6 protein-coding genes and 1 tRNA gene are annotated in these 14,330 nt (G+C 30.9%); 1 reads left to right on the forward strand and 6 read right to left on the reverse strand.

Going from position 1 to position 14,330, the window contains the following annotated elements; translation table 11 throughout:
• Positions 1-693 precede the first annotated feature (693 nt).
• Together ABRY23_06925 and ABRY23_06930 are read right to left on the reverse strand one after the other, a co-directional pair.
• Complete coding sequence (locus ABRY23_06925; GenBank protein ID MFA3782782.1) at positions 694-1,191, reverse strand: YajQ family cyclic di-GMP-binding protein; 498 nt, start codon at positions 1,189-1,191, stop codon at positions 694-696.
• A 290-nt stretch (positions 1,192-1,481) separates the two neighbouring features.
• A tRNA-Pro gene (locus ABRY23_06930) sits at positions 1,482-1,556 on the reverse strand.
• Between the two features lie 603 nt (positions 1,557-2,159).
• Here ABRY23_06930 and ABRY23_06935 point away from each other — a divergent pair.
• Positions 2,160-4,874 carry a TonB-dependent receptor gene (locus ABRY23_06935; protein MFA3782783.1) on the forward strand — a complete coding sequence of 905 codons (2,715 nt, stop codon included), beginning with the start codon at positions 2,160-2,162 and terminating at the stop codon, positions 4,872-4,874.
• A 465-nt stretch (positions 4,875-5,339) separates the two neighbouring features.
• On the opposite strand, the gene ABRY23_06940 is transcribed toward ABRY23_06935, so the two are convergent.
• From ABRY23_06940 to ABRY23_06955, 4 genes are all read right to left on the reverse strand, one after another.
• Positions 5,340-8,897: a UvrD-helicase domain-containing protein gene (locus tag ABRY23_06940; GenBank protein MFA3782784.1), complete on the reverse strand. Its 3,558-nt coding sequence runs from the start codon at positions 8,895-8,897 to the stop codon at positions 5,340-5,342.
• Positions 8,894-12,703: an ATP-binding protein gene (locus ABRY23_06945; protein MFA3782785.1), complete on the reverse strand. Its 3,810-nt coding sequence runs from the start codon at positions 12,701-12,703 to the stop codon at positions 8,894-8,896. Before ABRY23_06945 ends, ABRY23_06940 begins: the two co-directional genes overlap by 4 nt.
• Positions 12,704-12,709: 6 nt before the next feature.
• The gene (locus ABRY23_06950) at positions 12,710-13,132 is read right to left on the reverse strand and encodes a DUF4783 domain-containing protein (protein ID MFA3782786.1); all 423 of its coding nucleotides are present in this window, start codon (positions 13,130-13,132) and stop codon (positions 12,710-12,712) included.
• A 225-nt stretch (positions 13,133-13,357) separates the two neighbouring features.
• Positions 13,358-14,185, reverse strand: a complete 828-nt coding sequence (locus ABRY23_06955) for a hypothetical protein (GenBank protein MFA3782787.1) — start codon at positions 14,183-14,185, stop codon at positions 13,358-13,360.
• Positions 14,186-14,330: the final 145 nt, after the last annotated feature.

Genomic DNA, 14,330 nt, shown 5'->3' on the forward strand with positions numbered 1-14,330 from the left:
TCTTTTTACCCCAACCTTAGTAACATGACCATACTTCACAACAACTTAACCTTATTACCCAAACCTCCTACTTAAATAAGCTAATAAGGTTAATACTCAATCGGGAAATGCTCTGCTACTAAGGTTACCTCTGTTATTAGCATACTTCTCTCTTTAAGGTATACGATGTTTTTTCCTTTACTCATCGTAATAAAAAATATTTTCTTTCAAAAAACCTTAGTCTTTTTACCCCAACCTTAGTAACATGACCATACTTCACAACAACTTAACCTTTGGAAATTCACCACCCACGATGAGTATTCACCACATTGTAGAGTGGTGGATTCCATTTGTGGATTACCTTATCGCAAACTTTTTTCTATGTATAAGTTAATAAAGTTAATCTTACTTTAGGCGACATTTCCTTTACTAAGGTAACTATAGTTAATAACTTACCTTCATTCTAAGGTTATACAACAATTCCTTTAACCAATTTACTTATCTAATAAAATCTCTTTCTTCAAAAAACTTTTTTTCTAATCTTACTAACATTATACAATATGAACATGTTGCAGCAAGCCTGTATGTGCAGACAAGCTTTTGTTTTTTGTACAAGCGTGCAGTTAATTTTCGCATTTCATAATTTGGTTTAATTACATGGGGCTGCAGATGAAAGCTGCAAGATCTTTACTAAAAAGAACTAAGTACATGTTTTCATTTGTAGTTTGTAAATTGAACGGGAAAATCTAAATCTGCATCCTTAATTAGCTTAATTACAGATTGAAGATTATCAATCTTAGGAGCTGTAACGCGTATTTGTTCATCTTGAATTTGTGTGTTTACTTTCAGCTTGCTGTCTTTTATCATTTTGATGATTAATTTGGCATTATCTTTTGATATACCGCTTTGAAGAACCACCTTTTGTTTAATCCTTCCAGAAGCTGCAGGTTGTGGTTCTTCAAATTTTAAAGCCTTCAAAGGGATTCCTCGCTTAATAAACTTTGACTCTAAGATATCAATTGATTGTTTACGTGTGTATTCATCTTTTGTGTTTATTGTTAAGAATTTTTCTTTTTTGTTTAATTCAATTTCTGTATGAGAATCTTTTAAATCGTACCTCTGTCTAATTTCTTTAACAGCTTGATTTACAGCATTATCTACTTCCTGGAAATTGATTTCGGAAACTATATCGAATGAGTGGTTTTGTGCCATATTAATCCCTCAATATTAGCAGTAAGTTGCTAGATAATTTAGAAAAGTCACAAAAATTTTCGAAAACTTTATAGACTTTTTTAGTCATCTTTTAGTAATTAATCTTAAAGACAATTATAAAATTAATTGATGTATAAAAACTTATTGGAAAATGTTTTTAAACTAAACCTATTGTTAAAAAGATTTTTGCTTTTATCTTACTAAGGTAAATCGAACTTTAATTGTACTGTATCTTCTTACATTAAAAGTAGAATAATGAATAGCAAATAATAAATAATAAATTAATAAAGTCGGGGTGGAGAGATTCGAACTCTCGACCTCTTCGTCCCGAACGAAGCGCGCTAACCGGGCTGCGCTACACCCCGAAGGTTGCTTTTGTAAATATAGAATTTTTATTCGAATTTATAAAAAATTATTTATATGCTCTTTTGAATTTTTTTTGCTTTATTCTAATTGTTGTGTTGTGTGAATATATCATATCTGTCCAGGATATTTTTTATTTCGTTCCTAAATGGGCTTAATCTATTTCTTTGTTCTTTATCCTATAAATATTTTGTCCTGAGGGGACAATAAAGCTTTGATTATCCTTAAACCAATCTAATCCCTTTAGGGATTATATAGTTATAGAATAAATAAATATCAAACTGAAGTTAAAAGTCCCGTAGGGACGAGATAGGGATTGATTTACAAGACAAGTAGAATAGTCCAAAAAATCTTGAAGTTTTCTAAATTTATTTGGTAATTCATCCGTTCGGGATTTGATTTCAAAATTATTTTGGACAGCAGTGGAATATATAGTAACTAAAAAAAATATTTAGTTGGTTGATTTTATTATCTCCTTATATTAAAATATGTTGCAAAGTATTCGAAGTTAGAAATATTCATTGAGTAATAATCTTGTCGAAAAGCTTTGCAGCAGTAATCTTCAAGTATAAACAAAATTTTTCACTAAAAAGGGTTTAAGTATTATGATTAAAGGCTATTATTTTTTTCTGCTAACCGTTTTATTTCTTTGCTCAACATTGTTTGCACAGCAGTACAAAATCAGCGGTACAGTAACCAGTGCGACATCAGGTGATAAGTTGCCGGGAGCTAATGTTTATTTAAAGGGAACAAACATTGGTGCAGCGTCAGATGAAAGGGGGTATTATGAAATAATTGCTGAGAAAGGTCATTACACAATTGTATGCAGTTATATTGGATACGAGACAGTTAATGAGGAGATAGATTTAACTAACAATCTAAACTTGAATTTTGCTTTAAAGGAACATGAGTTTACTCTGTCAGTAACTGTTATTTCAAATAGAGCAAGGGAAAGAGAAACGCCCGTAGCGTTTAGTGACATAAATAAAGCAGATATGGAAACGCGGCTAGGGTCTAGGGATATACCTTTAGTGTTAAATACTACACCAAGCGTATATGCGACACAGCAAGGTGGTGGAGCGGGTGATTCTAGAATTGACATTCGCGGTTACAAGCAGAATAACATTGGTGTAATGCTAAATGGAGTTCCTATAAACGATATGAATAATGGTTGGGTTTATTGGTCAAACTGGGATGGTATTGGCGACGCTACATCATCTGTGCAAGTTCAACGTGGCTTAAGTGCAATAAATCTTGCAGTCCCTTCTATTGGCGGTACAATGAATATAATTACTGACCCGACACAATTAAAGTTTGGAGTGAAATATAAGCAAGAATTTGGTACAGGAAGTTTTTTGAAATCTACCGCTTCATTTAATTCTGGACTCATAAATGGCAAGTTTGCTTTTAGCGGTTCAATTGTAAGAAAAACTGGTAATGGAGTTATTGATAGAACATGGACAGATGCATGGGCATATTATTTTGGCGCAAGTTATAATGTAAATGATAAAAATCGATTGGAAATTTATGCAATTGGAGCGCCACAGCGACATGGACAAAATTCTTATAGACAAAACATAGCCGCTTATGATAGCAACTATGCTAAATCTATCCCCGGTTTTGATATAAGAGCAATAAAAAAATTTCCACAATCCCCAGCCGGCAGATATTACAATGAAAATTGGAACTATGTTGACCCTTCCTATAAAGGGAAACAATTTTGGAATGGTACTACTCATGATAGATATGACCCTAATTTTATTAATGAAAAAGAAAATTATTATAATAAACCTCTTATAAACCTGAATTGGTACACGCAGTTATCTAAAAAATTGAGCTTGTATTCAACACTGTATTACTCGGGTGGTAAAGGTGGCGGCAGCTCAACTTATGGCAGTATGAAATGGATTTATCCGCCTGGAGCTGATTCAACACAAAAAGTGCCATCTCGCATTGTAGATTGGAATGGAACTATTGCAAAAAATAAAGCATCAAGATTTGGTTCTTTGGGAATTTTAGTAAATGCTGTTAATAATCAATGGACTGTTGGTGCTTTGTCGAAAGGCTATTATAAATTATCGGATGAATTAACTGCATCTTTTGGCATCGACTGGCGCATTGCACAAATAGATCATTTTGAGGAGGTAAGAGATTTGTTAGGTGGGGAATATTTCAATTATTCTGGAAACGCTTTCGATACTACCGCAGCTCAAAAACAAAAACGGCTGGGGGATAAATTAGGTTATTGGGAAACTAATGATATAAATTGGCTGGGTGTTTATTTACAAGGAGAGTATACAAAAAACTTAATTACTTTGTACGGAATGTATGGTTGGACTATTGTAAATTATAAATATACTAATAACTTTCTTAGACAGTCGCCAGGTTCGAGTGAACCACTTACTGTTACAGCTAAAAATATAACTGGTTTTCAATTAAAAGGCGGTGCTAGCTATAGATTAAGTATCGATTATGATGTGTTTGCTAACGCGGGATATGTATCTAAAGTCCCTATTTATAATGATGTTATTGATTATAATACTAACAGCGTAGCAAGAAATCTAAAAAATGAGCAGTTCATTTCGTTCGAAGCTGGAATTAACTCAACATTTTTTAATAAAAAATTGACCTTAAAAACTGATTACTACTATACTACCTGGAAAAACCAAGCAAAAACTATTGGTGTGAAAAACCAAGATGGTTCTTCCGGTGCTATATTTTTAACAGGGATGAATTCATTACATACTGGACTGGAATTTGAACTTGCTTATCAGTCCTCATCCTTATACAGACTCGATGGTGCTTTTTCAATTGGCTATTGGAAATATACAAATGACCCAAGTGGTGTTTATCAAGACTATGCTAATGGTTCCGGTGAAGAGATTTATAATTTTTACGTGAATGGTTTAATGGTTGGCGATGCTCCTCAGACTCAACTTGCTCTGCAAGGCTCAGTATATCCAACTAAAGGAATGCAAGCAAGAATTGTTTTTAGATATAATGCAAATTATTATGCTGACTGGGATCCATTTTCACGAACAAACCCGAACGATAGAGCTCAAGTATGGAAAACACCTGCTTATTCAATTTGGGATGTACACTTTTATTATAAGTTACCCATTAATATTTACGGAGTTAATTTAAATTTCTTTGCGCATGTCTTTAATTTATTTAATACGATTTATATACAAGACGCAACTGATAACAGTCAATATAACTCATTTAATACTGTAGGTAACCAAACTCACTCTGCTTCAGACGCCGAGGTTTATTTAGGTATGCCGCGGACGTTTAATATTGGGATTACTTTTTCTTACTAGTAAAGATAACTTAGTTTTTATCAGTTGAAATTTGCTAAAGATTTGCTTACCAGTAAGAAAAAATTACTTTGTTACACAGTGTTTGACTAATGAGAATTCACCGCATTATGATGTGGTGGATTCCTATTTTATTTTTTAAATAACTTTAGTAACATCACTTAACAGAAATGAAGATTAACCTTATTACCTTATCCTTAATTTTTCTTTCTTCAAGGCATAATTGGTTGAGGGGACCTCAACCCTACCATTGACATTCATTTTTATCAACTGTTGCAAAAATTCCATTATCTTGCTTTCTTGTAGGAGATTGTTTCACTTACTTCGTTTGCAGTGACAGTAATTTCTTATTCAACTATAAATTTATTTGTCGCGACAAAAGCACGACTTCAGAGTTCTGCAAAACTCAAGTAGGCAAGCCCACTTTCTGCAGCAGGTTGCATAAATTGAATTTGATGAATATAAGAATTATACAGTATTATCAGATAAAAAATCTTTTGCACAGATGTTTTCTTTTAATGCAAAGTGGCATTTAGGACAGTGGCTTCTTTCGGGTGAGAATTGGTTCAATTTGATTTTATTAATAATAGACTTCAACTCAAAGCCAAAATTTGATAATTCTGCACGTGTTATTTTTCTAGTGATTTCTGTTTCAGGCTCGCGAATGAAAAGTAATCGTAGTTCAAAATTGTTTATGTTAAAATAATACTTAGATAAGACATAAGCATAAAAAGTCAACTGTACAAAATAAGCCTGTGCTTTTTCGTGGATGGTAGTTTTATCTACTTTGTCTGTTTTATAATCAATTATGATTAAACGGTCGTTCTCTATAACCAGCTTGTCAACAATGCCGTAAAGATAATCACCATTTTCTTGAGCGTATATTTCAAATTCATTTTGGTAGTTATTATATTTTTTCATTGTTTTATATGCACTTGAATTAAAATATTTTTGAAGATCTTTAGTAATTTCTTTTGTTATAGTCTCTAATAAATGCAACTGGGTCCTGAATTCTTTTTCATTTGAGAGAAGAATTTTAGCTTCATCTGCTATTTTTTCTTGAGATATTTCTTTTTCCAAAAGTTTGTGAATTACCCTTCCTTTTAGCTCCGCAAAGTTTATTGTTTCTTCATCCTCCGAGTAATTGAAATCGAAGTTATCAGTGTACTCTTTTATTTTTCTAAGAATTGGCACATAGCCTAATTCATAAGTCAATAAATACTTTGTTGGGCACTGTGAAAAGATTGATATCTTAGTCGCTGAAATTATTTCGCCTTTTGGATGGTCAACAATGTTATTAATTAATAGATTTTTTATGGAAGGCAATTGAATTTTTTCATCAGGCTTGACTGATAGTTCTATCTCTTTGATAATTGGTATCTCAAAGAGAATTTCCTTTTCTTCTGAAATAAATTTGTTCTCATTAAGAATCATGAATTTCAATGGAGAGCTTATTGTAAAGCTGTTTTTGCTAAAATCAATATTTAACGCTGAACAAATTATGTCAATAAAAGAGTTCTTTTTTGCTTTCCCGTTTTTTAATGTTGCGGATATGAATAGATAGTTGGACGCTCGCGTTGCAGCCACGTATAATAATCTTTTCATTTCAGCTAAATTTTTTTTTGCATATATGAGATTATAAATTTCTCCAATCGGCGCAAGTTCATAACTAGAAAAGTAATTATTTTCTAAAGGCACTTTAGTTAATAAACCAAAGTTTTTGTCAATTACTATTTCGTTACTTTTAATATTTGAATCACGGACTAACAGATTTGCGCCATAAATAAACACTGCCTTAAATTCGAGACCTTTTGATTGGTGAATGGTCATTAACTTTACAGAGTTATCATCTTTGATTAATTGCGCTTGCCCCTCTTCTTCGTAAGCTTCAATTGAATTTCTTAAGTAATCTGCAAAGTCGTATAATGACTTGAAGTCTTGCTTAGAAAAATTATGTGCAATTGAAAGCAGTTTTTCTAAATTAGCAATTTCTTGATTAGCATTATGCTTTGAGGCAATTACAGTTAGATAGGAAGTTTCTTTGACTATTAAACGTAGAAGCGAAGCTAAGTTTATTTTTCCTATTAGCTTTTTATATTTTTTCAAGCTCAATATTATATCTTTTAAATCGTTCTGCGTTTTACTGTAATTAATCAGTTTATTGTAATAATTTTTCCCCTCTTCTAATGAGATTAGAAAAATTTTTGTGTCGGGTAAACTATAAAATGGTGAACGCAGTATGCCAATTAGTGCTGGGTCGTTATTTTCATCTAAAAGGAACGAAATAAAGTTGTAAATATCGTAAACTAATTGCCGCTGAAAAAATCCTTTCCCGCCAATTATCAAGTATGGAATTTTAAATTTTATAAGAGCTTTTTCTAGTTCATTAAATTGGTCTCTTTTACGGCAGAGTAAAGATATGTCCCCAAAGTTTAATTTATAATTTTGTGATTGATTAACGAGCTGTAATATTTTTTTAGCAATAAGAATGTTTTCTGTATCAGAATTTTCTTCATCAGAAATTAATAACTCTACACCGCCGTTACCAATTTGATTTTTAGCGCATATCAACTCATCATATTTTACTTCATTAAAAAGTTGATTCGGGTTTTTAAATATTTCTTTGAACAGCAAATTTACAAACACTGCTATTTCAGGGCTCATTCTGAAACTGTGGGGCAAAGTTAAAATTGATTCGGGAGATTCAGCAGATTCAATTTCCATTTTAGTTTTATAAAAAACCTCGAGTTCAGCATCTCGGAACATGTAAATGCTTTGTTTTTCGTCCCCAACTACAAAGAGGTTGTTAATTTTAAGGTAATCTAATATTGGCATTAAAATTTCATACTGAATTTCATTAGTATCTTGATATTCATCAACCATAATGTATTTGTATTTTTTAGATAAATAAGTTTTAACCTCATCTCTGAGAAGTAAATTTTTGGTTAGAATTAGTATATCTTCAAAATCAAGATAACCTCTTTGTTTTTTCTTTAGTGTATAGAGTTCAAGAATTTTACGGTAAAAGATGAGAATCTTACTGCCAAACGCCGCTAATTCGTACTCTATTAGATTGGAATTTTCAGAGATATTTATTTTTAGTATATCATCAAAAAATTCTTCAACTGTTTTTATTTCTTCATGTAAGGAATCTCTTAATTTTGTGGGGAGGTAATTTGATTTAAGAATTTCCCCCTGTTTGGTTAGTATAACTTTTTCAAATTGTCTTAGCTTGGCAATTTTTGTAAGTGTATTATCTTCTTCTTTTATTTCTTTGATAACTTCGTTCACCGATAAAGCTTTTTCATTATTGCAGTTATTATCAAGCACTTGTTCATTAATTTTTATTATTGATTGAATTACATCCTTAATACGATATTCAAATAATTTTTCGAAATATTGATTAAATGTCTGTCGATATTTATTGGAAGTTTGTTTTATTGGGACAGAGAAAAATTTTTTTTCAATTATTTCGACATTTTTTCTTTTTTTAATCATTTCTTTTATTTGTCTAAGTAAACTATCTTTTGAGCCCAGGGTTCTAATCAAGTATTTAACGTTCTCAGAATTGATATTGTCCGAAAGTTCTTTATTGATTTCGCTGTCTATTATTATGTTTAGTATTTCATCCGATTCAGTTTCGTTAAGTGGTGTAAAATTTGCGTCGATGTCAGCTTCTGGTGCAAATTCTTTAAGTATATTAATACAGAAGGAGTGAATCGTTGATATATTAGCAGATACTAATTGTTGTCTGAGATTTATTAGTTTAGTTTTTATTTTTATATCAGTTTCATCTTTTAGTCTGTTATTAATTTCCTCCGAAATTTTTTTGTAAAGTTCTGAGGCGGCTTTATCGGTAAAAGTTATTGCAACTATATTATCAATATTAACGTTTTCGTTTACAGCAATTTCTACAAAGCGATGGGATAATACAAATGTTTTTCCTGAGCCTGCATTTGCAGTCAAAGAAATATGCTTTTTGTAGTTTAATGCTTTTTGCTGATATGGAGTGATTACAGGTTTCATGTATTCTTTTTAACAGGAATTTTTATTAAAAAAGTTGTACCCTCGTTCGATGATTTTTCTAATGTAATTGTACCATTTATTCCTTCGATAAACCTTTTAGCTAATGTCAATCCTATTCCCATTCCCTTTTCTTTTGTAGTAAAATTATTTTCAAAAATTTTATCTGCATGTTCTTTGGGTATTCCTTTACCGTTATCGATAATTCTTATTTCACAGTCGTTGGCAGTAGTTGTTATGAGAAGTTTTACTAAACTGGAATCAGCTTGTATAGAATTGCGGATTAAGTTAATAAAGGTTCGTTTAAGTTGGTCGAAGTCAGCCTCTACAATTAAACTATCATGTTCAGCTTGTAAAATTACTTTTGTGGGTTCTTCAGAAAACAGTATTACAGATTCCTTAGCGGCTGCAATTATATCCACACTTTCCAATTTTAAACTTGGCATGCGAGCGAAGTTAGAAAATTCAGTGGCTATGTTGCGTAAAGTTTCAATTTGGCTTATTAGAATGGATGTCACTTTATCAAAAATCTCATTCAGCTTTGGAGATTTATCCTTATAAGCAGCAATTAATTGTTGTACAGATAATTTCATTGGAGTTAAGGGATTTTTAATTTCATGTGCTACTTGTTTAGCCATTTCTTTCCATGCATTTTCTCGTTCCAACCTTGAAAGTTCTATCTGGTTAATTCGCAAACCTTTCACCATTTGATTGAAACCATCTATGAGTTCTTTAATTTCACCGCGATTATTTTCGATTACTTCAACACTCAGGTCGCCTGAAGCTACAGATTTAGTAGCTTTTGTTAATTTTCTAATTGGCGCTGATATTTGATTTGCGAGAATAGTACTAATTACAAAAATAATTATAACAACCAGGGAGTAACTGCCAAAAAGTGCAATATTAATTTCTACATCGGATAGGGGAATCAACAGTGAATTGAACAAATCATTGATTTCAAAAATAAAATCTTCACCTGCAATTTTTGCTTTATAGTACAGCTTGTTGTAGTCGTAATTTTCTATTTTTGCTTTTGTTAAGCTTTCTTTCATACCTTCCAGCAGCAACTTAAAATAAGCTGATGGATTCAGATATTTGCTGAATAAACCAATGTCATAAAAGTTTTTTTGAGTGCTGAAGACAAGTGTTCCATTTTTATAAACGCTGTAATTTATGCCAATGTCGTCTTTGGCTTTTTGTAAGATTGTGTATTCGTTTAAATCTGTGTTTAACAAATATCTATTGAGATATTTTTCGACCAAATGTGAGCGTTCATCAAGTTTATTTATTATTAATGCCGAATTTTTTTCTTCGGTAATATTTCTGAAGTAAACTGCCATTATAATTAGAGGTATAATAGAAATTATCAACAATGCAAGTGTTAATCTTGTACGAAAACTGAAGAGCTCTTTTACTACTGCCTTATAATAAACAAAAGACAGAGTTATTAATATCATAGTAATAATCAATATATGAAAGAAGAATACCTTAAAGAAATCGAACAAATTCCAAGAAAAATTTCTTTCTTCAAGCGCTACGGAAACGATTCTTTGAGTATTGTTTTTGCTCTCTTTGATACTGTAGACTAAATTTTTCTCGCCGTTAATAATTATGCTTTGCCATGATTCATTAAAGTTATTAAAAGGTGCTTTAGTTATAGAATTTATTTCGTGCTTATTCAAGACTAAATTACCGAATGAATAAGTTAGAGTATCGTTATGAAAAATAAAAGCTTTCATTTTGTTTAAGTTAATAGCTGATGTTATTCCTTCCCTGGAAAATTCAAGAAATTTTGGTATTTCAGTCTTAGGAATAAAATCTGAATTAAAACTCGTTTCTATTAAAATGTATCCAATCAAATTATCCCTTAAAAAAATAGGGGAAACACCCGTATAACGAATGTCGCTGTTAAATAAGTTATTTTCTTTAATGATTGCTGGTTGTTTACTCATATAAATTTTTTTTAAAAATTTTTCACTGTCTTGTTTAGACTCTAACGAAAAGCCGTCGATATAATTACCCGTAGAGTCAAAAAAATCTATGTTGCATGGTATACCTTCCTTATAAAGCAGGCTTTCTGTCCAAATTACAAAACCAATAGCTGCAAGGTTAGAATTCCGAATAATTTTATTTCCTAAGTCATATTTCATCGGTGCCGAAGAAATCGTTTGCTGTATCATGAATTCTAAGAAGCTTTCATTAGTTCTAGTAATATCTTGGGCAACTACTTTAAGCGATTCTTTTTCTAATTCTGAGTTGTAGTAGATTAGCAAGGCTATTGTAATTACTGAAGCACCAATTGAATACAATAGGTATTGAAAAATAGCTTGTATTTTTTTTTCTAAGATTAAGTAGGAGAAAAAGAAAATCAAACTGATAAATATTATTCTTATTAAAGAAGTTCCTTGAGGATTGCTTTGTAATGCATCGTAAATCCACCCACTTATTTGGAAAAAAATAAATGAACCAATAATAAAAACTTTTCGCTGTTTTTTATCTAAATAAAAGTTTTTAAATGAGAATAAAAGCAGTGTAAGAGAAAAAAGGAAAATGATAAAGCCAAGTATCAGTAAGTTCAGCAGCATTAACGCAGTTGGAATATCCGGAAATAAAGTATATTCTTTGAAATATCTTAATGTTGAATCGAATATAATACTTCTTACAGATGCACCTAACCCCCTTAATGATAATAAGATTAAAATACATGATAAGATAATCTGCAAAAAAAATTTAACTTTAGAATTCTTTAATGTGTTTTTATTTTCCTCTAACTTATTTGTCGATTGATAAATTTCCAAGATAATTAGTAAAAGGAGAAAAAGAGTAATAAATAAATCGAGTGGCGACTTTACAATTCCGCCACCAAAAGTAGATGAAAAATATGACGAGTTAGTAATATCACCTTTTACTAAATCAGAAGGCACATTCATCACAAACAATAATATTCTTGTAATTAAGACAAATACACTTAATACCACTATTCGACTAATTCTATTTTTTTTATTTAACTTTAAATACAAAAAGATTAGTAAAACAATAAGTATAGTAACGGCCAGGCTTTTCTGTATATTTGAAATAAGTTTACTTACATTTTGTAATTCGGCCTCTCTTGATGGTTTTTCAATTGTTATTAATCCAATTTTATTATTGAAATTATTTAACAAATCAAAAGAGTATTCTCTTCCGTCTTTTGATCTTTGAACAAAAGGACTAAAAAAAATCTTTAACGGGGTAGAAAGCTCTTTACTCAACTCATTTTGAATGCTTAATGGTTTATAATAGTTGCCATTGAAGTTATAATGTTTTTCTAAAGGTAAAGCGATAGCAAGGAAAAATTTTTTTTGGTTCGTTTGAATTGTATCAAAAACAGCCAGGTATGAGATAAGTGATGTCGTGTAAAAATATGTTTCATTGGGATTGTAGTTTAGATTTAAGATTGGTTCATTTTGCACGTTTTCGTTCCATGCCAATAGTTTTAATGAATCATCCCATAATTCAATTGAATATGAGTTATACTTATCTGATGAGAGTTTACTGAACAACAGAGCTTTATTAAGAGTGTCGTTAGTTAACAAATTGTGAAAATTCTCTGTCAAATTATTTTTTGCAGTAAGAAGGTTATTTTCTTTTTCTCTCAGTTTTTCTTTTGCACGTGTTTCAAGCCCGTCAATTTTCTCTCTTAAATTTTCACTCCAGTTTTTAGTAATATTATTTGTTATAATGGGCGCTATAGCTCCACACAATAGTATCAAAATAAATAAGATTGCTATGATATAAGAGATTTTATTTTTTGGGAAAAATTTGCGCATCAAATTTTAATTAATTGTGATTTGATTTATCCGCCACTCATTATTAATATTTTTGATGGATATAAATATCAATGAAGTATTGGAAATACCATTAGTTTTATATCTAAAAATACCAGAAGCAAATGGAGTCGAACTGTCTGTAACTATATTATCTAATTTGAAATTAATAGGCTGATTTATAGCAAGAAAATCTTTTAATACATAATAAGATTGATTAGAACTGTAATAACCGTTTACGCCATTAAATAGACTTATGTAGGTTTTATTATTAAAATGATTTGAAAATTTGTCGATATTGCCAGTTTGAAAACCTTCTTCAATCTTTGTAAAAAGCTCATTTAAGTTAGCGATATTATTTCGCTGTGCAAATAAAACTGGTGAAGAAAAACAAACTGTTGCAAGAAAAAAAATTTTCCAAAAATTGCTCATTTTATAATTCATAACGCTTAATAATTTTGCACTTGTAAATTAATAATAAATAAAAATAAAAATGACTGCTCCGAAAGTAAAATTTGTTTGTCATTTAGAGATTGGAGAAAAGGTTTCAATTGTTGATAAACATAGAAAAGAAATTTAGCTGCATTGCAACTATTTCTCATAAATTTTGTATTTGACTTACTTTCTGCTCCAACCCTTGAAAATTATTTTTTGATATTATCTTTTTCTAATGACGATTTTGTATGTTTCTTTTCTTGTTGTGGGATTGTCAGCTCTTTTTAATTCTCGGTTTCCTTCAACTAATTGATATGCCCAATCAAAAACCATTCTTTGAGATGTAATTTCTTTAACTCTTATTTTAGCATAATGATTGTCCCAAGTCCATATAACATAAGTATGCCCAATTTTAGCTTCGGCATATTTTATATTTTCACCTTCAACAAGTGGTACCCAGCCTGTAAGAGGCGCATAATCAACGTCATATATATCTTTTGTTATACCCATGTCCTGAATATCAGAGTCTTTCCAAACATCTATGTAATATGTGCCGTTGTAGTTCTCAAAGAAAAAGTCAGCGTTTTGACTGTTATAAGGTACAACGCTAAAAGAGCTAAAATTATATGCTGATTGGTCAGGGAATTGCAGGTAATCAAAGACAACTTGATTAAATCCTTCTGGTCTGGGAGTGTCGTAAACGATGTCATCGCTTAATTGACTTTCGTTGCCGTTAAAATCATAGGCAGTCACAGCATAATAGTAAGTATTTCCGTTTCTTGCTTCGCTGTCAATGAAATAAGTTTCTTTTGTGCTTCCAATTAAGGTGTATTTCCCATTATAACTATAGCTGTAATAAACATTGTATCCTGCAACATCAGTGCTGGGACTGGGGTCCCAATAGATATCGACTCTATTATCACCAGTAATTGTTTTTATATTTTTTGGGGGTAGCGGGGCTATGTCGTCATAATTAGTTACGTTGTTGCATGAAGATAAAATTATAGTGAAAAATATAAGAGTAAACAGAGCTAAAGTTTTATTATTCATTTTCCCCTCACTTGAGATTCTGAGTTGAAGCATCAATCAAAGTGCCAAAGGATTTTGGAATTAATCAAATATTTCTAACAAACTGAGATAAAAAAAATAATAAACATAAGGAGTAAAAATGGATTCAAATAAAACTGTATAAGAA

The organism is Melioribacteraceae bacterium 4301-Me, from assembly GCA_041538185.1.
Classification (GTDB): domain Bacteria; phylum Bacteroidota; class Ignavibacteria; order Ignavibacteriales; family Melioribacteraceae; genus Pyranulibacter; species Pyranulibacter aquaticus.